The sequence below is a fragment of the Candidatus Bathyarchaeota archaeon genome (assembly GCA_026014725.1).
Lineage (GTDB): Archaea > Thermoproteota > Bathyarchaeia > Bathyarchaeales > Bathycorpusculaceae > Bathycorpusculum.
Map to the genome: position 1 here is coordinate 62,375 of JAOZHV010000049.1, position 22,687 is coordinate 85,061.

Genomic DNA, 22,687 nt, shown 5'->3' on the forward strand with positions numbered 1-22,687 from the left:
GTGCATCAACAATTCTAAAGGCACTACGTGAAACTCTCGCCCTTCCTAAACTTGTAAAAACCAACAACGCCCCCTTCCAAACACTCATTGTCACGATTATTTCTCAAAACACCGCCGACATCAACACCGAACGCGCCTTCGAAAACCTCTCGAACAACTTCGAAATAACGCCCCAAGCATTGGCAAATGCTCCTCTTAGCCAGGTTGAGTCGTGCCTTCACGTTGGCGGGCTCTACAAAAGCAAAGCCAAAACAATACAAACAATCTCAAAAATAATTCTTGAAAACTTTAACGGTTCACTTGCACCTATCTTGGCGTTGCCACTACAAGAGGCAAGAAAAGCTCTCATGGAATTGCCAGGTGTTGGACCAAAAACAGCGGATGTTGTGTTGCTCTTCTCAGCAAACCAGCCCTCACTTCCAGTGGACACTCATGTTAATCGTGTATCGAAGCGGCTTGGTCTTGCGCCAGCAGGCGGCGGTTACGAAGAGGTGCGTTTGAGTCTTCAATCACTTTTCAAGCCAAAAGATTACTTGGCAGTTCATTTGCTTTTAATTGCTCTTGGAAGAAAGTACTGCAAAGCACGCAAACCAAACTGCCCAGATTGCCCCGTGAACACTTACTGTCCATCAAACGGTCTGGGGGATAAGGCATGATCAAGTTACCTGACGAAGTTGCTCAATATTTTCCCTACACTAGCGTGCGCCCCCACCAAGACGACTTCATAACCACAATCAACAACGCTGTTAACTACAGGCAATCCGTTCTAATTGAAGGCAGCAACGGGCTTGGAAAAACCATCTCCGCGCTCTCGGCTTGTTTGCCAGTTGCCATAAGAAAGAACCTCAAAATACTCTACGTTGCACGCACGCATCGTCAGCATGACCGTGTGATTGAGGAGTTGAGGGCAATTTACAAGCAACACCACATCTCCGGCGTTTCCATCCGTGGACGCAACGAAATGTGCCTCAACGTGTTCGCCGCTAGGGGTGCTTTCGACTCTAAGTCGATGATGGAAGTCTGCGAACTGCTCAAAGCCAAGAGCCGATGCCCCTACTACGTCAACGTAGACGAGCGCACCTACGATTACCTACAACTACAACAGCAAGTGGCAGCTCGCCCATACACGGCATCGGAAATCATGCGAACCTGCAAGAAAAAAGAAATCTGCCCCTACGAACTCATAAAAGCAGCGCTCTCAGATGCAAGAGTTGTTGCTTTAAGTTACCTGTACGTTTTTGACCCCGTTATACGCACGGCTTTTCTGAAAAACTTGGAGACTGACCTACAAAAAATCATATTAGTCGTGGATGAAGCGCATAACTTGCCAGAGACCGCAATCGACATCTCAAGTAGCACTCTCTCGCTTTTCGTTATGCGGCAAGCAGAACTGGAAGCTAACAAGTTCGGGTACAAAGACATCGAAGAGTTCGCCAGTTTCTTTAGAGCTCACGTGGAAAAGATAACCGAGAACATTTTCAAAGAACAAATAATCTCACCTGACAGCATCATTGAAACCATCGAAAAGCAGGGAAACATCGATAAACCAAAAGACTTCTTTGAGCACCTCCATGAAGCAGGCATCGCCATAAAAAAAGCGCTGTTAGCGGAGGGCAAAAATCCACGCTCCTACGTGCACGCCATGGGCGAGTTTCTGCTCAAATGGGAGGAGACACGGAGCGATGATTCGTTCATTAACATTGCCAGCCGCTACTTTAACAAGGAAAACAACAAAACCGCAAAACTCGAGATAGTCGCGCTTGACCCTGCGAAAGTCACAGAACCTGTTTTTTCATCAACTTACGCTAACGTGATAATGTCTGGCACACTCCAACCGCTAGAAGCGTTTGCAAGAATCACGCATCTGCCAGAGAGCACACTGAGATTCATCGCGCCATCGCCGTTCCCAAGAGAACACGTGTTCTCAGCCGTTTGCCTAGGCGTCACGACATCCATGGAGAAGCGGACGCCAGCCATGTACCAGACTATGATAGAACGCATAAACGAAGTTGTGAACAGTACCCCAACCAACACGGGCGTTTTTGCAGCCTCATTCGAAGTGCTAAATTCACTGCTGGCAGCAGGCTTAAAGGATTCTCTGTTGAAACCGCTTTTCTCCGAGAAGCGGGGCATGACTTCGAAAGCCAACGAAAAACTGGTCTCAGATTTTAAAGCCTGCGGCAGCAAAGGCGGCGCCGTATTCCTAGGTGTGCAAGGCGGACGAACCTCTGAGGGTGTGGATTTTCCAGGCAACCAAATGAACTCTGTAGTTGTTGTCGGAGTGCCTTACGCTGAGCCGACGCCACGCGTCAAAGCCCAAATAGATTATTACGAGAAATGTTTCCCCGGGCTGGGTCGCGAATATGGCTATGTATTGCCCGCTATGAAGAAGGCAGCCCAAGCCGCTGGCAGACCAATCCGCACGCTGGAGGACAAAGGCGCTATAATCTTTTTGGATTACCGCTACGCCACTAACTACTGCCGCAGCTTTCTCCCAGCATGGGTAACTAAAGACATGAAAGTGTTACCTGACAAAGCAGGCGTTTTAGCCAGCGAAGTCAGCAGCTTCTTTAAAGTCTAATCTTCTACTTCTTGGAGCTTCTCGTTTAGCCGAACTTTTCCGATGACAAGCCGTTTAGGCTTGGCTGAAACTGCAGTTTGGACCTTCAGCACCTTGCGCTCTGGATTGAGTTCGCGCAATACGCCGATGCCTAAGAATTTGTTTTCGGAACCGTATAGTCCTACGAGTATGCTTTTTTGCGGCTCAAGGTCTTTGGGGACAGCGTTTCTCGGTTCAACGGTCAATTGGCTCATGGGGTAGCACTGCACCTTTGAACCCTGCAAGTAGCGTGCATAACTCATTTCACGCAGGCTCTTGCGTTTCTCAGGACTCCGCGGACTAAGCGCTGAAGACGACTCAACCACAATAAGGTTACTTTCCAAATTAGGAACTAAGGGTGCAAGTTCTTCAGCAACCTGAACACCCACCAAAACATCTGGCTTGAGTTCTTTAACCAGCGACGCCTTATACCTAACTGCGTCATCACCTGAAACCCAACCATCCGTGTTAACAACGACAAAATCAACCTGACGCTGCATAATCTCATTCAACATACCATTGTAGCCCCCAAGGGCTTTAGCAACAGCCATAACAGGAGAAGTGACTCCAGCGAAAAACGCGTTCGCCAACCGCAGATTGTAAAGTTCAGTCACCTGCTTAGAGGTAACTGCGTAACCAACCGTGGCTGACGGCCCAATGTCTGACTGCCCTAAATCGCCATCCAAAACAGCAACCTTGCAGTTAGCCTCAACCAACTTATTTACCATGTAGGTGCAGAAACTGCTTTTTCCAGAATCAGCCTGCCCCACGACCAAAACAACCGCAGGGCGCTTTTCTAAAGCTAAAACCGCTTCCACAGGCTTATTCCATGATGACGGAATCGTATTGCCTTCAACCTCTTGAATACTTGCGCCTGCGCCTAAAGAAATGTCAAAAAGCGCTTCTTCTAAAACGAAAAACGGCAAGCGTTTCCCTACCCTAACTAAAATTTTTGCCTGTTTGATTGGGTAGCCGAACACTTCAGCATTCCCTGAAACAAGCTGAACCGCGGCTGGTCCATCAACTATTAAGGTTCTATCTGGTTTGATTGTTTGCTGCAACGTGTTTTCTCCTTGGAAAGATATGTCCGGATCTTCCGGCTATGCGTATGGCTGAAGAAATGTGCCTTATGCCTCTACTGTGTCCATTCTCCTTTAAGGGCTTGTTGGTTCCCGCCTCGTTAACCACTTCCAGCCCGACCTTGGACGGCAGCGCGCCATCTAACTCTTCGAGCAAATCCTTGTAAAGCGGCACACCATTTCCCATTTTTATAGTAACTGAAGTTTTAGAAAAATCAACATTTCTTACTGTCTTCGTAGTGGTATTGATTACTTCTGGGATGCTGTAGCAGTTGCCTTCCACAATAACCTTCCCATCAGCCACCACCGCCAACCCAACAGCTTCGCCAGGGTCGACGCCGATGATTATACGCTCGTAAACATCCTTTCCTATTAGGATGCGTTTTACCTCGTTAACTAAAACATCAAGCTCCTTTTCGCCTTGAAATATGAGGGTTTTTTCATGCTTAACCTTAGGCTTTTCTTTTTCCGTCGTTATAACCGCTTTCACTTCAGCAGGTATGGCTTCGCCTGGAACTAAGCTGATGAAGGGTATGTTCTGCTCCTTTAACTCGTTGACTATGAGGAAGTACGCCTTGCCCTCAACTGTGGCGACAGCGGCTTTTTCTTTCATAAAGCAATCCTTAAGAGTTATACGTTTAAGTGCAAAACACAATATTAGATTCCAGTTAATAATCCTTGACGTGTAACCCATGGATAAAATCCAGACCAACTGCAAATGCATTGACAGCCACCTCGGCGGAGGCATTTCGCCCCAAACGGTCACGCTCATCTATGGGGAACCTGAAACTGGAAAAACCACGCTTACAATGCAATGCGCCGTTAGCTGCGCCGCCCAGAATCTGAAGGTGCTCTTTGTAGACTGCGATAACACGTTCTCAGCTAAGAGGCTCTCGCAGGTTGCAGGTGACCGCTTTGATGTAGTGGCAGAACGGATTATTCTGGTTAAACCCAAGGATTTTAGGGAGCAAACCGCGCTCATAGACAACATTCAAGAGTACATAAGCCAAAACTTTGGCTTAATCATCATTGACACCTTCACTTCGCTGTACAGCGCAAGAGTCGCTGAAACATCTAAAGCGTTTAGCGTAAACCGCGAGTTGAACAGGCAACTTGCCATTTTGGCGCAAACCGCAAAAATCCGCAAAATCCCAGTCATAATAACCAGCCAAGTGCGCAGCGTTTTCGATGAGCAAAGCTCAAGCGTTAGGCCTGTGGCGACGAGGGTTCTCAAATTTTGGGCTGACATAATAATTAACCTTAAGCCAGCGGATTACCCTCAAACGATAAAAGCGGTCATCGAGAAACCTCAAGAAAACATGCAGGAAGCCACCTGCTACATACAAATAGGTGAAGCGGGAATACAAGATACTGAATTCCACTGAAAAAATGGTTGAAAAACTGCATGGACATACTGCTGCTAATTGCCCAAGCCTTAATTTTTATTTTCCCAGCCTACTGTGCCAACGCGACGCCAGTGCTTGCGGGAGGCGGCACACGCATGGATTTCGGACGCAACTTCATTGACGGCAAACGCATCTTCGGGAACAACAAAACTTTTCGCGGCTTCTTCTTCGGCTGGGCGGTGGGCTTTGGCGTAGGTTTAGTTGAGGGTTTAGTTTTTGGCTTTGACAAATACCCGGTGCTGTTTAGTGTGCTGATTCCGCTGGGTGCACTCTTAGGCGACTTGACGGGCGCTTTCATAAAAAGGAGATTAAACATTGCGCCGGGGGGGCTGTTGCCAGTTGTGGACCAAATTGACTTCGTGGTTGGCGCAGTTGTGTTTGCGCTTCCTTTGAGTCTGATAAGTTGGCAGGGTTTGAGTTGGGAAGTGGCGGTTGTGGTTTTGCTGATTACTCCGCCGATTCACTTGTTTACTAATTTCTTGGCTTACAAGTTGAAGCTGAAAAAGAACCCTTGGTAGCATCACTATGGTGCTTTAAAGGAAGTATTTTGGCTTCTAAGGTTGCTATGAGCCTGCTTTGGATAGAATTGCTCCTTCCAAGAATATGTATGCCAGCAACAGGAATGTTACGCCTATGATTAGCATCATGTAGGCTTGTCTGGGGTTGTAAGCGCTTTTTGTGCTTCTGTAAATCGCTAATAGTCCAATGAATCCGAGTGCGTAGAGGGTTATTGAAATGATGGTGTCAGCAATGAACTGACCACTGAGGCTTGGGTAGATGAAAAGGAACCGTCCACTGTAGTAGCCTGAGGCTTGTGGCTGTGTAATTAGGGTAAACAAGCCACCGCCGAAGAGAAAGATAGCATAAGAGATTCCTGCTATAGTGACTAGGGCTGCTGAAGGTGCGTTTGTGGAGAGTTTACGGAACCATCTGCTCAGCGAAAACGGTACAGACGAGGATCTTGCCTGTTCTTGTTTTTTCTTCATTTTATATGATGACATTCTTGGTTCTCGTCCTTGATTAGGTGCTTTATTACTTCTTTAGCCCATTCTCCAGTTAATGAATTTTTCTGAATCTCAACGAGATATTGCCTCCAAGAAACGTTTGACGCCCTCTCCCAAACGTCAAATTTCTCCAATATGTTCTTATAAGCCAACAAATGCAGGGCACAGAAACCGTTTTCTTGCGCTTCTCTTTCACATATTTTGCATTTCATGTTTGCGTGTCTCCTTTGCTGGGCAGTCAGGATTGAGGCATAACTCCCAAGACTTTTTACCTTTAAACCAGACATGCACAGTAGGCCAATGACATGTTCTGCAAACGCTGCTTGACGGTTTCACGGTGCCGCCTTGGGGTAATGGATAAGACGCGTTACATTTTCCCTCAAAATAGTTTGTGCAACCTGCAAAACGTTTACCAGTTTTCTTGGAGTGTAGAATTACAAGTTTTCCGTCAGCGCATCGTGGGCAGGCTCCAATGGTTAGTTGCTCTATCCTTGCTTTTTGTAGCGCTTTACTTAACTGGGTGCCGATTGCGTTTTCGTTCACTTTTAGCTCATGAAGGACAGGTTTAAGCGTGGACACGGCACTTTGAAGGACGTTTGCCTTTGTTTCGTTACCCTCTTGTATTTTATTCATTTGTTCTTCCAGCGTTCTTGTCAGCTCTGGCGAGACGATTTTTGGGCAGTATTTTGAGAGGACTTCTATAACTTCGAAACCAAGGTCACTTATGGTTATGTTGCCTGTTCCCTGCAGGTATTTGCGGTCATAGAGGGTTTGTATCGTTGCCGCGCGTGTGGCTTTGGTTCCAATTTCCTCTTTTTCCATCTTCTGCAGAAGTATGCGTGGATTATACCGTGGAGGCGGTTTAGTGAACTGCTCGTTTAAAACTACCTGCTTAACGCTTACTTTTTCATCTTCGGCAATGGGCGGCAGAGAAGTGTCCTTCAACTGGACATAGGGTTTGTAAAACTTGAGCCAGCCCTCCATCAACGTCCGTGCGCCATTCAAAAGAAAAGCGTGTCCGTTTATACCAATGGTCACGTTTACGCTTTGGCGGATTGCAGGTTCACCAAACACCGCCATGAACCGTTTAACAATAAGGTCGAAGATGTTTCTTTCTGCAGTCGCAAGCGGTTTTTCAGGCAGATTTCCAGTCGGGTAAATGGCTGGGTGCGCAGGGTCAAACTTTTTGCCTTCGTTAGGTTTCAACTTCGGTTTAGAGAGGAGTTCAGCGGCATATGTTGCGTAAGCAGGAGTTTTTGATAGTTTCTTTAGTATTGTTTTGTAGCCGATTGCTGGTGGAAGTTTTTGGCTGCTTGTGCGAGGATAAGAAATTAACGCGCCTAAGTACAGATGTTGGGCGATGTTTGAGGTGCGCATAGGTGTGTACTTGAATACTCGGTAGGCTTCACTCTGCAAGGTGCCTAAGTCAAAGGGTAGCGGCGGATTCTGCGCAAACTCTTCTATTGCAACCTTGTCTATTTGTCCTTCTTTGGTTTTGCAAGCGTCCCTTATGGTTGTGGCTTCTGCCAAAGAATCAATGATTTTTTCGTATTGGACTTCGAAAGCAGTGTTATGTATGCTTATTTTTGCAGTTATGGTCCAGTAAGGCGTCGGGACAAAAGAGTTAATGGTTTTTTCTCGTTTTTCTATGAATTTGAGGGTTGGTCCCTGCACTCTGCCCGTGCTCAGTGTTGCGTATTTTCCGCTATTTGCTTTTGCCGCTGAGGTTAGGGCTCTGGAGAGGTTTATGCCGTATAACCAGTCAATTTCATGACGGGTTAATCCCGCTTCGATGAGGGCGAAGTCTAGTTGGGGCAACAGGTGCGCGTACGCTTCTTGCAGTTCCTCCACTGTTAGGGTTGAATATTTCATCCGTTTAGCAGTCTTTTCTTTGCCACCACAAGCATACTTGAGTATAGTGTAGCCTATGATACTGCCTTCCACATCGAAGTCGCAAGCGTCCACAAAGACATCAGCATTTTCTGCTAGCTCAGCAATCACTTTGAGCCAAACACGAATCCTTGAGGCATCACGCTCGGCTTGGTAGCGGGGAACCCAATGGTAATCAAAAACAGGAAACTCACGCTTGCCCTTGCTGGTAACTGTATAGAGGTGTCCTAACGCTGGAACCACAACTATGTCGCCGTTTCTGTAGGCTTCATAATATGGCACGCCTCTGCTGACGGCTTTTTTGGGTGCGCTATTCGTGTCTATCGCCAATGCTATTCTGTTTGCTGCATCAGGCTTTTCTGTTATGACCAGAGTATATTTTTTCAAGCGCTGTTAACCCGCTATCAATGCAATGTTTCTCTCAGCCACATAAGCTTTACAGAAAAAGCTATCTGCTCAACAGCAAGTCAGCGGTTAGGTTTTCTAGCAACCAATAAATATTTCATAAATATGTAACTACGGAGAGGTATTGGGATGCCGCAACGTGTCATCTGCCATGGATGCAACCATGTTTTGTATGAAGGGGTTGAGCTTAAACCGCCAGATGAAGTTATTCAAGAGAATGGTGGAAAATGTCCAAAATGCAACAAGAAGTTGTCTTTGTTGCCCATAGATGTGGAAGTTAAACCTGTAAGTAAGCGTTGAACCAAAATTGGCGGCTTCCATAAAAAAATATAGTGATTTGTCAGTTGAAACGCATTGGGAGAAAGCTGCAAAAACAAGAATGGGCAAATACTTAACAAAAATTGAAACCGATTTTATTTCTAAATCAGTAGACCTCTCCCAAGAAAACATTGCTGTCATGGATGTTGGTGCAGAAGCGGGACGTTTTTCATTATTGCCAGAAACCAGCAAAGCTACAGTTGTAAGTGTTGATTTGGATTCTTATGCGCTAAGACGGCTCAAGTTAAAGACTAACCAAGTTAATGTTATCCAAGCCGATGCAAGAAATCTCCCCTTGAAAGAAGAACTGTTTGATATAGTTTTCATGATTGAGGTTCTCGACTATATCCCTGACGTAGAAGCTGCTTTTGCAGAGGCAAAGCGAACTTTGAAGCCAAACGCTTCCTGTGTTTTATCTTTTGGTAACAAATCCAGTTTAAAAGCAAAAATAAAAGCAATGCAAGGAAAACCTTATCGCCATTCCTACAAAGAAGTCATGCAGAAGCTGTCTAAAACAGGGTTCATGATAAAAAGCAAGAAAGGGTATAGTTGGTTACTCTTTGGCAGAACTTCTCAAAGCCCGCTGGTGCCAATTTTTACAGCGTTCGAAAAGTATCTGGGGCTTCGAAGAGTTGTCAGGTTTAGTCCTTGGGTAATAATACATGTTTTAAAGCCAGCCTGAACGCTCTGAATCTTATGAGTGCCTTTTGGAAAGCCATAAATAAACGTCTAATGAGTAGATTAATATTTAACCGCGAAAAATACTAACAATCGCATATACACGTGAGAGATGGCTAAAGTGGGGGAAACTATTAAGGAACGGCTCGGAAGTTTAAACTCAATTTTCGGTAGACTACGAATCCAAGTAAGCCATGGCACAATCATAGCTTACTCAGCGCTTTTTCTCATACTCTTCATCGCCTTTACGGTTCGCATGTTGCCGATACGTTGGGAAAACATGGCACAAGGTCCCGTCCTTCTCAACGAGTTTGACCCCTACTACCAATACAGCATAACCAATCACATGGTAAACAACGGCTTGCTTTCACCTTACTGGCCAGACGGATGGGTTAACATGCAGAAATGGTACCCAGACGGCTTAGACATGTCCAGTTCGTTGCCTGCTTTGCCAATGACAGCAGCCGTTCTCTACCAGATTGTTTCACTATTTGGAGCAAACATTAATTTAATGACTTTCTGCTCAATTCTACCTGCTTTCATCGCTGTAGTCATATGCTTGATAATGTACTTCGTCGGCAAAGACATGGGCGGAAGAACAGTCGGGTTATTCGCCGCTCTTTTCCTTGCGTTATCACCATCGTTCCTACAAAGAAGCTCTCTTGGCTTTTTTGACACGGAAATCCCCGGTGTCTTTGCGTTAGTGTTATTCATTTTCCTGTTCCTGCGGTCACTAGATAGCAACAGGTCATTAAGAGCATCAATATTTTACGCCTTAGGTGCAGGACTTACCCTTGCATACTTTATTGCTGGTTGGGGTGTGGCATACTACGCTATCGGCTTAGCCAGCCTGTTCGTATTCATACTGGTTTTGCTAAAGCGTTACAGCCAGAGAATGCTCATAACCTACAGCATAACCTTTGGTCTGGCGCTGTTTATCGGAACCAAAGTGCCCTACATTTCACTCAACTACTTAATTTCAGGGGCTGTGCTTCCAGTGGTAGCAGTGTTTATCGTTCTTCTTGTCGCTGAACTGTTACGCAACAACATATCCATGCGAAGCAAAATGATACTTACAATCTCTGCAATAGTAGCGATTGTGGGCGGATTTATTGTTCTAGCCATCACAGGGGAACTTGGAAGCATCGCTGGTAAATTCCTCACAGTCCTCAATCCCTTTATCAGAGCTGCTTCGCCGCTGGTCGATTCAGTAGCTGAACAGAGAATCTCAGCTTGGGGCAACATTTACTATGAACTTGGCATAAGCATTCTATTCTTCTTAGTAGGCTTTTACTTCGTTCTAAAGAACCCCACAAACAGAAACATTTTCCTAGTGGTGTTTGCCGCAACATCACTTTATTTCGCGACATCAATGGTTCGCTTGCTAGTCATCTTTGCTCCCGCCTTCGCTATAATCGCAGCAATGGGCATCCTTGGCTTACTCAAACCATTCTACACTCTGCTACAGGAAACGCCGCGGGCTTTGGCAAAATCTAAACATAAATTGGCACGCGTAAGCAAAGAGTACAGCGGCATCGCCGTCTTTGTGATATTCATGATTCTTGTTACAAACTTGGCGTTTTCACCGCAAACAGGCGGAATGCCGCGTGTAATCAACAGCGCTTTCGTCCCAACAGCCATAAGTTCAGCAAGTATACCCGTAGGCGGCGCAGGTCTTTCGGAACCTGTAGGCGCATGGCTTGACGCAGTGAATTGGCTCAAGAACAACGTAAAATCAACCGACGTTGTGGTTATGTGGTGGGACTATGGCAACTGGCTCAGCGACCTTGGGAACGTAACGAGCCTCGCAGATAACACTACAGTGAACGCCACGCAAATAGAAAACATCGGCTTCATATTCATGGGCAACGAAAACCAATCAATGAGGATGCTATCTAACTATAATCCAGAACGCACCAAATACATAGCTGTTTTCACCGTGCTTGGAATAAGTCAATCCTCCAGTGGAACTTCATCATACGTTGCATACCCGCAAGGTTACGGCGATGAAGGCAAATTCTATTGGATGGCAAAAATCTCAGGTCAAGCCCAACAAAGGCTTACGAATCAGGGATACATGACGCCAACTTCAACTTGGACTGACGAAACAGCCTTCGGAAGCACCAATCAGCAAACCAATCTGTGGGACTGGAACACTCAAGGTAAAGCAACAACAATCTACAAACTGTTAAGCTATGTTGAGACGCAATATTGCACCAGAATGACAGAAAGCGGAGTCAGCGTAAGTCCACATGAAGAAGGCGGAACACCAACATACTTCAAAGAAGCATACTTCTCAGGCATAAACGTATCACCAACCCAATACGGCATAGTTCCAATCGTTGCAATCTACGAAATCAACTGGGACGCATACAACGCGGCAATGGGCATAACTGGCTAAACAGGAAGCGAGCAGATTGTTTCCAAAGGTTCCAGATCAGCACAAAGTTGATCGACCTTTAATCCCCAACGGTTTAGGCGTTCTCTACATTTTGTTTACAACCGTTTACCTTTTCCTACTCTACTTCACAGGACTTGCTGGAACTGGTTCTGCTGTGTCTGCACCCTTAACCTTAGCGGCATGCATACTTTTCGGAGGCTTCATGGGGCTGCTTGATGACTGGATGGACCTGAAATGGCGCTACAAAGCATTCATGCCCCTCATCGCTGCTTTGCCGCTAATTTACTTCGCCCTCGCCAACGCCGAAACCATCAGAACTTCAATCTCGCTACCATTAATCGGCACCATACAGTTCGGCGACTGGTACTTTTACTTGATTATCCCGTTAATCGTCATGATAGTAACCAACACAGTGAACCAGCTCGGCGGCTTAAACGGCTTAGAATCAGTCTGCCCAGCTATAGTGCTCACAGGCTTGACGGTGCTATCCCCATCGTACTTGCTTATGCTTGGACCCCTAATATTTTGGCTCGTCCTAGCCACCTTAAACTTCACGGGCAAGATTTTCGTGGGCAACTCTGGCTCCTTTGCAATTGGAATGACCATAGCCGCGTTTGCAATAATTTCCGACCTCAAATTTAGTTTGCTGGTTTCGATTTTGCCCTACATTTTTAATTCATCCATAATCCTGCTCTCAGTTTTCTTTACGCACAAAAAAGCAGATGTTCACTTTGACGGGCAAAAAATGTATTCTGAAAATAGGCGAAGCTTAGTTACGGTGCTAACTTACAAGCGCCCCTTAAGTGAGCGTACCGTAGTTGCTCTAATAGCGTTGATTGTTGGTTTGTTCACATTGCTGGGTGCTTTAACGCCGCTCCTGTTCTAATTTTCAAGCGGAAAAAGGGCGCTTAAGCGAACATTTGGTTTAATGGAAAGGCTCAAGTGTGCACAGCACAACCTGAAGCTTGGAAAAACTTATAGTATTTATTATGGGGGCTATTGAAAAATTAAAAAACTATTCTCTTCTTGTTTTAGCCATTATCTTTTGGGCGATTTCAAAGTCCTTGGTTGTGTTCACGTTTAAAACAACCTCTGTGTCTTCGGTGATTATGGCGCTTGTTTCAATCTTGCCTTCGCCTTGAATTTTAGCACCGTTAACGATGTTGACGCCTGAAACTGCATACCACACGCCCTTGTACTCGTCAGTGGAAGAAACAGATAATCCCAACTCTGCCCTTTTTTCTATAGGAACAAACACTGCCAAAAAATCCTTCCCGCAAACCTCAAACGCATCAACAACATTGTCCAAGAACTGTCCAGTTATCGCAGGCACATCAGAAGGCATAGTCAGCACTGGCCCCATCAAATTAGCTTTCAGAACAGCTTGCTTTAAATCGTTATGATAACCCTTCGCATCAGTACGCAGAACCCGCCAGCCTCTTTGTTGACAATGCTTTTCAGTCTCAGGGGTGTTGGTGCTAGTAATTACATAGAACTCTGAAACTTTCTTTGCTCCCTCCACTGCCTCGCAAACCCAATCAATAAGCGGCTTACCCAAAAACGGCAACAGTGGCTTCTCAGTTTGCAATCCCATGCGGGTGCCTTTGCCGCCAGCCATAATCAAAGCAGGAACCTTCAAAGCAGCATCAACACCACCGCAAGCACAACCAGCACCACAGCCCTCGCAACCTCGTTAGTTGCCCCAATAGTGTCACCTGAAACTCCGCCAAAAACGCTCCGCGAAACCCTCTCCATCAAAAAAGCCACTGGAATGCTAACCAGCACTATAGCAACGGCGGCTAAACCTAACAAGGCATTATCCAAGAAATAGAAAAGCGGAAAAACAATCAAAACAGCAATCACATAAGCAACAATGTTTAGCTTCTTTTTGGCTTTAGACAGAAAAATCGAGCCTAACCCCTTATGCGAAGGCTTGCCAACCCAAACTATTGTAACCATCGCCAACTTTGCAGAAACCTCTGCCAAAATAATCGCTCCAAAGGCAAACGCTGGATTAACCAAAAACAACCCAACACAAGCCAAAAACTCCACAACAATTGCCAAAACAGCACCAGCAGACGTAACAGTCCAAGCGTGAGCCACCATTTTGCGGTCATGAACATTACGCAAACCAAAAGCGTTGCCCAAATCGATTAAGCCGTCGAAGTGCTGGAGTCCAGTTATAACTAAAAGAAAAGCCACGGTCATCGCGGCAGGAATCAAGGTTGCCAAAAAACCAAAAGGCAACGAGACCAAAGAATTCGCTAAACCAAGCAGAAACCCCACGATGTAGCTTGTAGCTACAAAATACAATGCAGCCAACAAGCCAATGAACCCGCCAATCAACGGGAACAGATACACATGTTCAGCTGTAGTGAAAACAAAATCTTCCTTTCCTCCTACCGGTATGATGGTTAGGAAAGATAGCAAATCCCTAAAAGTTTTTATAGTTTTCACAGGCGACATATACCTAAAACTTACCAATAAAGAATATAGGCTTTGTCGTGAACTCGATGGCGCAACTTAAGGGGGAAAAAATTCTAGTCACTGGTGGAGCAGGCTTTATAGGTTTCCACTTGTGCAAAAAACTCTCACAATTAACCGACAACTTGACGATTTACGATAACTTGTCAAGCGGGAAAATAGAAAACGTCCAAGATGTGCCAAAAGCAAAATTCGTAAAAGGCGACATCTTAGACACCAAAAAACTCTACGGACTAGAAAAAACCGATTTGATCTATCACTTAGCGGCACAAGTCGTCGTGCCCTATTCCATGGAGAATCCGCTGGAAGACTTCGAAACCAACGCGAAAGGCACGCTATGCGTTCTTGAAAAGGCACGTAAAGACGATGCAAAACTAGTTTTTGCCTCAAGCGCCGCCATTTACGGCAACCCAACACAATTGCCAACCAGCGAAGATTACGGTTTTCACCCGTTCTCCTGCTACGGCTTATCCAAGGTAGTCGGGGAAGAATACTGCCAAATGTACCATGAACAATATGGCTTAGATATTGTAATCACACGCTTTGCCAACGTTTACGGGTTAAGATGCCATGGAGTCATCCACGATTTTCTTGATAAACTTGCGAAAAACCCAAATAAGCTGGAGATAATCGGCACTGGTCAGCAATCACGCGATTTCGTTCATGTTTCTGATGTTGTTGACCTCTTAGTTACTGTTGGCTCGCTTGAATCAGCTAACGGCAAAACCTACAACGTGGGTCTTGGGAAAACCACAAAAATCATCGACCTAGCCAAAATGATACTTCAAATCCTTAACCTGCAAGACAGAACTGTTGTGACTACTACAGGTGTATCTTGGCAAGGCGACATCCACACCATATGGTTCAACAACGAAAAAGCAAAGAAAGAACTCAACTGGAACCCCAGAGTAACCTTAGAAGACAGCATAAAAGAAGTCATCGCTGACAGGAAAATCTCGATATGAACCCTTCTTCACCAATTCGAGGATTACTCGCTCTTCTGCGGCTTCCCTACTGGCTCATGACAGGCGGGCTCTCGCTTCTAACGGCGTTTGCCATCACCAAAAGCATGATTGAACCACTAAACATCCTGCTCATTTTCTTCTCCATGGCATTTATCACATCCGCAGGATTTGCCATAAACGATTACTTTGACCGAGAAAGCGACGCAGTAATCAAGCCGAAACGCCCCATTCCTGCAGGTTCACTCTCGCTAAAGCAGGTGGTGGCTGTTTCAGGCGTGCTTTTTGCGTTAGGTTTGGTAATGGCTTTTTTCATCAACTGGTTAAGCTTCGCCATTATTGCGGCTGATTCAAGTTTGCTTTTAGTTTACTCTTACATGGTTAAACGCAAATCTGGTTTCATCGCGAATATCTTGGTTGGAATTTTAACTGGTACAGCATTCTTATACGGTCAAGCCTCAATCTCTGGCACACTAACTTTGATTTCATTGAGTCTTTATCCGATTGCTTTCGGAACCATCGGCGGCAACGTCCTTCGTGACGTACTTAGTGTAGAAGGAGATTCCAAAGTTGGTTACCCCACGCTTCCGCAAAAAATCGGCAACTACAACGCCACCAAAGTTGGAGCAGTGTTTTTCTTGCTGACAGGCTTGCTTGCGCCTCTGCCTGCCTTGCCTTTGTTCCAAAATCACTTTACAGTTTACTACTTGCCGCTTATTCTCCTCTGGAGTGCACTCCTCATTTATTCTTCCATACGTTTGATAACTTCAGGTTCCTCACTGCAAAATGTACGAAAGTACGAGCGTATCGTAACCATGTCGATGATGCTGCTTCCCTTAGCATTGATAATTGAGGCACTGGTACCGTTGATTGGAGGACTACTGTGACAAAAACCAAGAGTATATGTCCTGAGTGCCAGAAAAAAATCGATGCGCAATTAACTGAAGTTACGGACAAAATCTTAATTACAAAAGTATGCCCAGAGCACGGCGAATTCAAAGCCACTCACTGGCAAAGCAAACCCATTTTTGATCACATGCTAAAATATGACCAGTACCAGTATCTGGGCGACCTGAACGCGCCTAAAAACCCTGAAGGGTGCCCCTACAACTGTGAAAATTGTAAAATTCACGCTTCAGGCACGGTAATCGGCGTGATTGATGTTACTAAAAGATGTAACATGAGATGTGCAATTTGCTTCTCTACGTTTCCAGAGCAGGAAGTAGATTATGAACCCACCAAAGAAGCACTAATCGAGATGCTTGAGTTCGTAAGCAAAGCCAACCCCAAACCGCCAGCCATCCTGTTTTCTGGTGGCGAACCCCTTGAACGCGAAGACATGCCTGAAATCATCGGCGTTGCCCATAAACTGCGCTTCATGACTATCTTGGCAACGAATGGAACACATTTAGTTGACACGCCAGGGCTGGCACAAAAGTTGAAAGATAATGGCTTAAACATTGTTTACTTGTCATTTGACAGTTTTCATGAAGATTTTAACAAGAAAGTCAGGGGACAAGAACTCTTAGACATAAAACTCAAAGCTATCGATGTATGCCGCAAATACGACATTGAAATTATACTCGTAAACACTTTGATGAAAAGTTTAAACGATAAAGAAGTCGGCGACATGATACGTTTCGCCGCTAAAAACACTGACATAATCAGAGGCTTAATTTTTCAGCCCATCGCTTTCACTGGCAGAGCAACTGAGAACCCTTTCCGCGAGAATTTTAGGGAATGGTCTTTTGCTGAAGACGTGGAAAAACAAACCTACGGCGAAATAAAAACGACTGATTTGTTTCCCATGTCGGTTATGACTTCTCCGATTAAGATAATGCGGAAATTTATGCAGAAACCTTGGCCGCTTTTCTCTTGCAGCCCCCAGTGTGGTATTGTTAACTGGGTTTATGTTTCAAAAAGCGGCAAAATGTTTCCCATTAACCGTTTTGTAAACTTTGAAAGGTTCTTCAATACCATTCGCCAAACTGCTGAGACGGCTGAAAGTAGAGGTAAAATGTCTTTGCTTTCATCACTTTTCATGGCTTCGATGATATCGATGAACATGGTCTTAGTTACCAAGGAAGTCGGCATGCATACCCTGATGAATTCAATCATACGGATGCATCTTTCGCCATCTTATAAGTCACTGGGCAAAATCCGCCGAAGAATCTTTCTGCTCGGGTGCATGGCATTCATGGACTCATACAACTTTGACGTTAACCGTGTACGCCGATGCGTAGTCCACTATATTACGCCTGATAAGAAGATAATTCCGTTCTGCGCCTACAACAACGTGCACCGTGTAGCCATAGAAAAAGCATACGCTGAAAGACAAAACCAAATAAACAAACCTAAACTTGTCGTAAAAGCAACCATTAAGAAGCCCAAAATAAAATCGTGACTTTTCCCACTAAACTATTGGTTAGTTGTTACTTCGATGTTTAAAACGCAGTAGTTATGTGTAAATTCGTAGCTTCCTGAGTCCCCCAGCCGCCAAAGCTCAAAAATCACTGAGTAACTGCCCACTTCCTTTTGAGTCATGGTTGCAGAGTGGCTCCAGTTATCGCCATCTTTTAGGGTAAAATCGTAAATTTCGATGGGTTGGCTATCAATCGGAAATGTAGAGATGTATTCGGTAACTTTGACTTGAACCTGATAAGTCTGGTTTTCAGCTCCGCCCATATGGTTTTCAACAATGACCTTTACACTAAAAGTGCTGCTTTGGTTTACCACTAAAACTTCAGGATAATCAACCGCTTTATTGTTTGCGTCAAGCAAGTAAATCGTATTGTATGCTTCTGGTTGCGGTCTAAGCACAAGATAGTACCCTGCGATTATAGAGGATACAATTATTAATGCTAAAAGAATGGCGACCAAGTAGCCATTGTCATCGTTTAAACCGATTCTTCTTCCAATTCTCTTGGCACTTTCTAAACGTATCCGCATCCAGAAATCCTCTGAATATTGTGCTAAATATTTCAATCCCTGACTTAAATCTTCTCAGTTTCGGCTTGCCATACTTTCGCGCCTTGTACGTTGTGGGGATTTCAACCATAATGTAGCCTTCCCTAGCGAACTGTATGAGCATCTCTGTTGCGAAAGCCATGTCTCCCTCTTTCAAGTGGACGCTATTGATTGCTTCGCGCGATATAGCCCTAAAACCTGACTGCGTGTCACTTAAGAACTGGCTAAAGACAAAGTCGTAGACGAAAGTGATGACCTTGTTGCCGATAAAATTCATCAAGCCCATGGCTTTGTTGGGGTCATACATGCGTGTGGCTAAAACCATGTCGGCGTCTTTCTCAATCATTTTCTCTATCATGCGGTTCATGTGTCTAAACTCGTAAGTGCCATCGCCGTCAACCATGATTATGATGTTGCCTTTGGCGTTTTTCATGCCTGTCATGAGAGCTAAACCATAGCCACGTCTGGGTTCAATTATTAGCCTGCAGAGTTTAGTTTCTTTGACCTTTTCTATGGTGCCGTCTGTGGAATTTCCATCTACCACAATGATTTCTTTGGGGTACGCTAAGTCTTTGTGTATCGTTTCAATTGCTTCTTGAATGTTTCCTGCTTCGTTAAGTGTCGGAATGACCACCGAGACCATTTCAACTTTTGATGTCATTTGCTAACATCCAATTTTCCAAAGGGCTATATATCTTCCGCAACGATGTTAAATAAGCTCTTCGTATATCTCCGAAAGCCGCTCAACGTTAGCATCCCAACCAAATCTCTCCTCTGCCACCGCTCGAAGCTCGCCTCTACGCGAAGAAAAGTCGTCCTTGGCAAAATCCAAAATTGCCTCGGCAAGCAACTCTGGCTCATTAGGAGGCACCAGCTTCCCGTAATCCTTTACCATGATTTCTTTTATTCCGCCAACGTTGGTTGCTATCACAGGCAACCCGCAAGCCATCGCTTCGAGCGCCACCAAAGGTAACCCTTCCCCAGACTTTGACGGCAACACAAAAACATCTGCAACGTTATAATAAGATGGCAAATCCTCATCCTTGACAAAACCTGCAAGCCTAAAGTTCTTCTCAATTCCCAACTGCTCAATCTTTAACTTGACACTGTTAGAATCTGGACCTTTACCCACAGCAACAAACACAATCCGCGGATTCTTCTTAACCGCAATGTTTGCGCTGTCAATTAGCGTGTCAATGCCATTCTTGTAAACAAGTCGCCTAACCGTCAAAACCACAACAGCATCCTGTGCGATGCCGAGTTTTTTGCGCATTTCCCGTTGCTTGCCCTCTATCAGTCTAAATTTTACCAAATCAACCCCATTATGGAGCACAGTGACTTTGTTTGGCTTGGCACCTAGACTCAACACGTAATCTTTGGTGGCGTTGCTTACCGCAATAATTTTGTCCGCATCCCTGAGCGTCTGCTTTCCAACGGCAAGGTCGTTTAACCTTTCAATTTCGTTAAAAAAATTGTCGTACTCAATGAAAGTGTTGTGCTGCGTGAGCACGAAAGGCTTTGAGTACCATTTAGCCAGCTTAGCCGCAAGAAGTGAAGTCAAGTATGGGTGCCCATGCGCGTGAACTATCTTGCTTGATTTGACCGCTTTCATAAATGTTTGAAGGCTCGTCACTGTCGGAATCGAATAAGGAATTCCAAGGCGAAAGCCAGTGTTCAACGATTCATAACACTCAACAGGTATGCCCTCAACAACATAACTCTTGGGGGTGTCGATGCGGTTCGTGACGACCATGGGCTCAAAACTTTTTTGGCGCAAACGCTTACTCTGCTCATAAACAACTTTCTCGATTCCACCGACATGCGGCAGGAAGGTGTGTGTAACTATGCATAGCCTTGTTTGCACCATGGGAGCCCAGCGGGTAAATGCTCAATCACAAACTATTATAACTTATGGTAAACCACGGCAAACGATAAACCTAATGAAAAAATAAGCAAAAGGCGGTTCTACGCTTTTTCTGCAGCCTTCAAAGCATAAGTGTACACGTTTGAGGACACACCAGCCACCAAACCGCCAATCGCATCATTGGTAAGCGGCGGCAACAGCTTCAGAACCCCAGGTTTTGCTTGGTCGAAGCGGACAAACTCAAACGTGCCTCTTGCTCCACCAATGTAGTTCGCAATTGCGATGCCGATGAGTTCATCAGCAACTAGTCCTGGCCTTCCCAAAAACCTCTCCTTGGTTAACCCTGGAATCAAACCCTTCTCCGCATCTTCCTGCGCACGGAAGGCGGCAACTATGAGAGTGGAAACGTTAACATCATTTAGAGCATCAAGAAACTCTTCCCTAAGCAACTCAGCGGCTTTTGCCTCGCTTTCTATGCCTGGGTGAGGCACAAACATTTCAAGCGCGCAATGAATCAGGCTCTTTAACGAAATATCTTTCTTTTCGAGGTACTCCAGCAATGGCGGAACAGTGTTAGTCATTTTGTTTTACCTCACGGTTTACTGGTGAAGTTTGTTTTAAGTGTTGCGTGACCTGATTACCGTAAGCCTTATATGAAAACGTTGGATAAACCAACCACACTTAGTAGTGATAATTTGCCGAACATCAAGAACAGAAACCTTATTTCGTTCAAACTTTTACTGAAAAGAAAATTAATTGAAATTTTGATTAGTAAAAGCCTGTTTTTATGGTTGCATGTTTTTGAGATACACAACGAATGGTTTATGGTGAAGGCAAAATAGAGGAGGAAAAAAATGAAAGTTGTAGCATCATGGAGCGGCGGAAAAGACAGTTGCTTTGCTTATTATTTAGCTGTCCAGCAAGGACACAAAGTCATGAACCTTTTAACGATGATGATGAGCGAGTCCAAATCAAACTTCCACATGATACCCGTCGGTATTCTTGACGCGCAAGCAAAAGCTCTTGGGATTCCGTTGATTAAAAAAACCACAACTCCCGAAACTTACGAGCAAGATTTCAAAGCCGTACTGAAGCAGTGCAAAGATAGAGGCGCAGAAGGCTTAGTCACAGGCGACATTTACGAAGTAGCTGGACATGAAGAAGGTTGGCTTGGCAGAATCTGCAGAGAAGTAGGTTTAACACCTGTAAAGCCGCTGTGGATGGGCGACACAAAACAAATCTTTCAAGACTACCTCAAAACTGGATTTAAAGCCACGGTCGTCCGCACCAAACTGAGCTTGCTCGGCGTGGACTGGCTTGGAAGAGTGCTAGACTCTAAATTCTATGACGACATCTCCAAACTTGATAATGTTGATCCATGCGGTGAAGGCGGCGAGTACCACACCGTGATTACGGACGGTCCTACGTTCAAGGAAAAAATTGAGCTTACAGAAACAGAAAAGCACAAGTTAGACGGCGGCTACGGATATCTAGAAATCAAAAAATACAAAGTAACACCAAAATGAGGAAGGACGCCGTATGGATGTTCTAATCGCTAATAATGAGTTAAAAGCAAAAGCCTTCATGGAAGAAATCGAAGGCAAAAACCCCTTATTCATCGCTACAATCGCCACCACTGAAACAGGGAAAATCCCAGGGTTATCGGCGGCTGGTGCGAACCCAGATTTCACTGATTTCACCCCGCCAGCGGATGCTGAACTTTTGCTGTTGGGCAAATGCAAATCCATTCAAGGTGTCCCAATTACTCCTGATGGCATTCCGACACCAGCCCTTATAACAACTTCTGCTTTGCACTTAGCCGACATTCCAGTGTTAATTGTGAATGGTGGTGTGAAGGTTAAACCGCAGATTCCTTACGTTGACTTAGGCGGCAACTCAGGACGAGACATTCGAAGCGGCGATGCTGTTGACAATGTTGAGGAAGTTATTGAGCGAGCAAAAATTTTAGGCGAACAGCTTGCTAAAGCGTCGGATTACTTAGTTATTGGAGAGAGCATTCCCGGCGGAACCACAACTGCGCTTGGTGTTCTGTCGGCTTTGGGCGTTGAAGCCGAGGGTAAAGTCAGCAGCACACTTCCAGAAAACCCGCATGGCTTGAAGGCTGAGGTTGTTGCGGCTGGCTTTAGAGCTGCGGGCGAAAAATTCGGAAGTCTAAAAGGCAACCCAGTGAAGGCGATTTCTTGTCTTGGCGACCCGATGATGCCCGCGATGGCTGGATTGGTCATCGGCGGTGCGAGGCAGGTGCCTGTTTTGATGGCTGGTGGAACCCAGATGACTGCTGTTTTAGCTGTGATTAATGCTCTGGAGCCTGATGCACTCTGTAACGTGGCTGTGGGAACGACAAGGTGGGTTGCAAAAGACAAATCATCGGACATATGCGGTATTGTTAAACAGTTCTGTCAAGTGCCCATCTTAGCCGCCGATTTGAACTTTGGGTCCTCAAAGTTCCCGGGGCTCCAAATTTATGAAACTGGGCTTGTAAAGGAAGGCGTGGGCGCTGGCGGGGCATCGATAGCAGCTATGGCAAAGACTGGCGGTGCAGTAAACAGGGAAATTCTTCTTAAGGAGATTGAGCGTAATTATGCCTTGTTGATGGGTATAAAGTGACA

At 45.3% G+C, this 22,687-nt stretch carries 24 protein-coding genes; 13 read left to right on the forward strand and 11 right to left on the reverse strand.

What is annotated here, in order from left to right:
* Positions 1-98: 98 nt before the first annotated feature.
* Positions 99-656, forward strand: a complete 558-nt coding sequence (locus NWE95_09980) for an endonuclease III (protein ID MCW4004224.1) — start codon at positions 99-101, stop codon at positions 654-656.
* Positions 653-2,581, forward strand: coding sequence for an ATP-dependent DNA helicase (locus NWE95_09985; GenBank protein ID MCW4004225.1), 1,929 nt, complete (start codon positions 653-655; stop codon positions 2,579-2,581). Before NWE95_09980 ends, NWE95_09985 begins: the two co-directional genes overlap by 4 nt.
* On the opposite strand, the gene NWE95_09990 is transcribed toward NWE95_09985, so the two are convergent.
* Positions 2,578-3,660, reverse strand: coding sequence for a Clp1/GlmU family protein (locus tag NWE95_09990; protein ID MCW4004226.1), 1,083 nt, complete (start codon positions 3,658-3,660; stop codon positions 2,578-2,580). The genes NWE95_09985 and NWE95_09990 overlap by 4 nt on opposite strands.
* Positions 3,635-4,291, reverse strand: coding sequence for a hypothetical protein (locus tag NWE95_09995; protein ID MCW4004227.1), 657 nt, complete (start codon positions 4,289-4,291; stop codon positions 3,635-3,637). The genes NWE95_09990 and NWE95_09995 overlap by 26 nt, the downstream gene beginning before the upstream one ends.
* A 79-nt stretch (positions 4,292-4,370) precedes the next feature.
* Between NWE95_09995 and NWE95_10000 the strand changes: the two genes are divergently transcribed.
* On the forward strand, positions 4,371-5,063 hold the full coding sequence (locus tag NWE95_10000) for an AAA family ATPase (protein ID MCW4004228.1): 693 nt from the start codon (positions 4,371-4,373) through the stop codon (positions 5,061-5,063).
* Between the two features lie 20 nt (positions 5,064-5,083).
* Positions 5,084-5,602 carry a CDP-2,3-bis-(O-geranylgeranyl)-sn-glycerol synthase gene (locus tag NWE95_10005; protein ID MCW4004229.1) on the forward strand — a complete coding sequence of 173 codons (519 nt, stop codon included), beginning with the start codon at positions 5,084-5,086 and terminating at the stop codon, positions 5,600-5,602.
* Positions 5,603-5,647: 45 nt separating this feature from the next.
* Here NWE95_10005 and NWE95_10010 read toward each other — a convergent pair whose 3' ends face one another.
* The 3 genes from NWE95_10010 to topA are packed head-to-tail and all read right to left on the reverse strand — an operon-like array spanning position 5,648 to position 8,365.
* Positions 5,648-6,085, reverse strand: a complete 438-nt coding sequence (locus NWE95_10010; GenBank protein MCW4004230.1) for an OST3/OST6 family protein — start codon at positions 6,083-6,085, stop codon at positions 5,648-5,650.
* A complete protein-coding gene (locus NWE95_10015) occupies positions 6,067-6,300 on the reverse strand; it encodes a hypothetical protein (protein ID MCW4004231.1) in 234 nt (77 codons plus the stop codon). Before NWE95_10015 ends, NWE95_10010 begins: the two co-directional genes overlap by 19 nt.
* Positions 6,281-8,365 carry a DNA topoisomerase I gene (gene topA / locus NWE95_10020; GenBank protein MCW4004232.1) on the reverse strand — a complete coding sequence of 695 codons (2,085 nt, stop codon included), beginning with the start codon at positions 8,363-8,365 and terminating at the stop codon, positions 6,281-6,283. Before topA ends, NWE95_10015 begins: the two co-directional genes overlap by 20 nt.
* Positions 8,366-8,512: 147 nt before the next feature.
* On the opposite strand from topA, the gene NWE95_10025 reads away from it, so the two are divergent.
* The 4 genes from NWE95_10025 to NWE95_10040 all read left to right on the forward strand — a co-directional run bounded on the left by NWE95_10025 (position 8,513) and on the right by NWE95_10040 (position 12,666).
* Positions 8,513-8,683, forward strand: a complete 171-nt coding sequence (locus NWE95_10025; protein ID MCW4004233.1) for a hypothetical protein — start codon at positions 8,513-8,515, stop codon at positions 8,681-8,683.
* Positions 8,684-8,690: 7 nt separating this feature from the next.
* On the forward strand, positions 8,691-9,383 hold the full coding sequence (locus tag NWE95_10030) for a class I SAM-dependent methyltransferase (GenBank protein ID MCW4004234.1): 693 nt from the start codon (positions 8,691-8,693) through the stop codon (positions 9,381-9,383).
* Positions 9,384-9,500: 117 nt separating this feature from the next.
* Positions 9,501-11,780, forward strand: a complete 2,280-nt coding sequence (locus tag NWE95_10035; GenBank protein MCW4004235.1) for a hypothetical protein — start codon at positions 9,501-9,503, stop codon at positions 11,778-11,780.
* Between the two features lie 16 nt (positions 11,781-11,796).
* Positions 11,797-12,666: a hypothetical protein gene (locus NWE95_10040; protein MCW4004236.1), complete on the forward strand. Its 870-nt coding sequence runs from the start codon at positions 11,797-11,799 to the stop codon at positions 12,664-12,666.
* A gap of 129 nt (positions 12,667-12,795) precedes the next feature.
* On the opposite strand, the gene NWE95_10045 is transcribed toward NWE95_10040, so the two are convergent.
* Together NWE95_10045 and NWE95_10050 are read right to left on the reverse strand one after the other, a co-directional pair.
* The gene (locus NWE95_10045; protein MCW4004237.1) at positions 12,796-13,419 is read right to left on the reverse strand and encodes an NTP transferase domain-containing protein; all 624 of its coding nucleotides are present in this window, start codon (positions 13,417-13,419) and stop codon (positions 12,796-12,798) included.
* Positions 13,416-14,237: an adenosylcobinamide-GDP ribazoletransferase gene (locus tag NWE95_10050; GenBank protein ID MCW4004238.1), complete on the reverse strand. Its 822-nt coding sequence runs from the start codon at positions 14,235-14,237 to the stop codon at positions 13,416-13,418. The genes NWE95_10045 and NWE95_10050 overlap by 4 nt, the downstream gene beginning before the upstream one ends.
* A gap of 56 nt (positions 14,238-14,293) precedes the next feature.
* Here NWE95_10050 and NWE95_10055 point away from each other — a divergent pair, with 56 nt between their 5' ends.
* The 3 genes from NWE95_10055 to NWE95_10065 are packed head-to-tail and all read left to right on the forward strand — an operon-like array spanning position 14,294 to position 17,630.
* A complete protein-coding gene (locus NWE95_10055; GenBank protein ID MCW4004239.1) occupies positions 14,294-15,229 on the forward strand; it encodes a GDP-mannose 4,6-dehydratase in 936 nt (311 codons plus the stop codon).
* Positions 15,226-16,113 (forward strand): UbiA family prenyltransferase, encoded by an 888-nt coding sequence (locus tag NWE95_10060; protein ID MCW4004240.1) that lies wholly within the window; start codon positions 15,226-15,228, stop codon positions 16,111-16,113. Before NWE95_10055 ends, NWE95_10060 begins: the two co-directional genes overlap by 4 nt.
* The gene (locus NWE95_10065; protein ID MCW4004241.1) at positions 16,110-17,630 is read left to right on the forward strand and encodes a radical SAM protein; all 1,521 of its coding nucleotides are present in this window, start codon (positions 16,110-16,112) and stop codon (positions 17,628-17,630) included. Before NWE95_10060 ends, NWE95_10065 begins: the two co-directional genes overlap by 4 nt.
* 14 nt (positions 17,631-17,644) lie before the next feature.
* Here the strand turns inward: NWE95_10065 and NWE95_10070 are convergent, their stop codons facing one another.
* The 4 genes from NWE95_10070 to NWE95_10085 all read right to left on the reverse strand — a co-directional run bounded on the left by NWE95_10070 (position 17,645) and on the right by NWE95_10085 (position 20,638).
* Entirely contained in the window at positions 17,645-18,175 is a 531-nt protein-coding gene (locus NWE95_10070; protein MCW4004242.1) for a DUF1616 domain-containing protein, read from the reverse strand.
* The gene (locus tag NWE95_10075) at positions 18,117-18,854 is read right to left on the reverse strand and encodes a glycosyltransferase family 2 protein (protein ID MCW4004243.1); all 738 of its coding nucleotides are present in this window, start codon (positions 18,852-18,854) and stop codon (positions 18,117-18,119) included. The genes NWE95_10070 and NWE95_10075 overlap by 59 nt, the downstream gene beginning before the upstream one ends.
* Before the next feature lie 48 nt (positions 18,855-18,902).
* Positions 18,903-20,060 (reverse strand): glycosyltransferase family 4 protein, encoded by a 1,158-nt coding sequence (locus tag NWE95_10080; GenBank protein MCW4004244.1) that lies wholly within the window; start codon positions 20,058-20,060, stop codon positions 18,903-18,905.
* A gap of 98 nt (positions 20,061-20,158) precedes the next feature.
* A complete protein-coding gene (locus tag NWE95_10085) occupies positions 20,159-20,638 on the reverse strand; it encodes an alpha-ribazole phosphatase CobZ (GenBank protein MCW4004245.1) in 480 nt (159 codons plus the stop codon).
* A 273-nt stretch (positions 20,639-20,911) separates the two neighbouring features.
* Here NWE95_10085 and NWE95_10090 point away from each other — a divergent pair, with 273 nt between their 5' ends.
* Positions 20,912-21,583 (forward strand): diphthine--ammonia ligase, encoded by a 672-nt coding sequence (locus tag NWE95_10090; protein ID MCW4004246.1) that lies wholly within the window; start codon positions 20,912-20,914, stop codon positions 21,581-21,583.
* A gap of 13 nt (positions 21,584-21,596) precedes the next feature.
* Entirely contained in the window at positions 21,597-22,685 is a 1,089-nt protein-coding gene (locus NWE95_10095) for a TIGR00303 family protein (GenBank protein MCW4004247.1), read from the forward strand.
* Positions 22,686-22,687 lie beyond the last annotated feature (2 nt).

Coding starts and splice junctions, on each gene's coding strand:
- NWE95_09985 (MCW4004225.1), top strand. CDS start 653: ATGATCAAGTTACCTGACGAAGTTGCTCAATATTTTCCCTACACTAGC.
- NWE95_09995 (MCW4004227.1), bottom strand. CDS start 4,291: ATGAAAGAAAAAGCCGCTGTCGCCACAGTTGAGGGCAAGGCGTACTTC.
- NWE95_10000 (MCW4004228.1), top strand. CDS start 4,371: ATGGATAAAATCCAGACCAACTGCAAATGCATTGACAGCCACCTCGGC.
- NWE95_10005 (MCW4004229.1), top strand. CDS start 5,084: ATGGACATACTGCTGCTAATTGCCCAAGCCTTAATTTTTATTTTCCCA.
- NWE95_10010 (MCW4004230.1), bottom strand. CDS start 6,085: ATGTCATCATATAAAATGAAGAAAAAACAAGAACAGGCAAGATCCTCG.
- NWE95_10015 (MCW4004231.1), bottom strand. CDS start 6,300: ATGAAATGCAAAATATGTGAAAGAGAAGCGCAAGAAAACGGTTTCTGT.
- NWE95_10025 (MCW4004233.1), top strand. CDS start 8,513: ATGCCGCAACGTGTCATCTGCCATGGATGCAACCATGTTTTGTATGAA.
- NWE95_10055 (MCW4004239.1), top strand. CDS start 14,294: ATGGCGCAACTTAAGGGGGAAAAAATTCTAGTCACTGGTGGAGCAGGC.
- NWE95_10060 (MCW4004240.1), top strand. CDS start 15,226: ATGAACCCTTCTTCACCAATTCGAGGATTACTCGCTCTTCTGCGGCTT.
- NWE95_10070 (MCW4004242.1), bottom strand. CDS start 18,175: ATGCGGATACGTTTAGAAAGTGCCAAGAGAATTGGAAGAAGAATCGGT.
- NWE95_10075 (MCW4004243.1), bottom strand. CDS start 18,854: ATGACATCAAAAGTTGAAATGGTCTCGGTGGTCATTCCGACACTTAAC.
- NWE95_10080 (MCW4004244.1), bottom strand. CDS start 20,060: ATGGTGCAAACAAGGCTATGCATAGTTACACACACCTTCCTGCCGCAT.
- NWE95_10085 (MCW4004245.1), bottom strand. CDS start 20,638: ATGACTAACACTGTTCCGCCATTGCTGGAGTACCTCGAAAAGAAAGAT.
- NWE95_10090 (MCW4004246.1), top strand. CDS start 20,912: ATGAAAGTTGTAGCATCATGGAGCGGCGGAAAAGACAGTTGCTTTGCT.
- NWE95_10095 (MCW4004247.1), top strand. CDS start 21,597: ATGGATGTTCTAATCGCTAATAATGAGTTAAAAGCAAAAGCCTTCATG.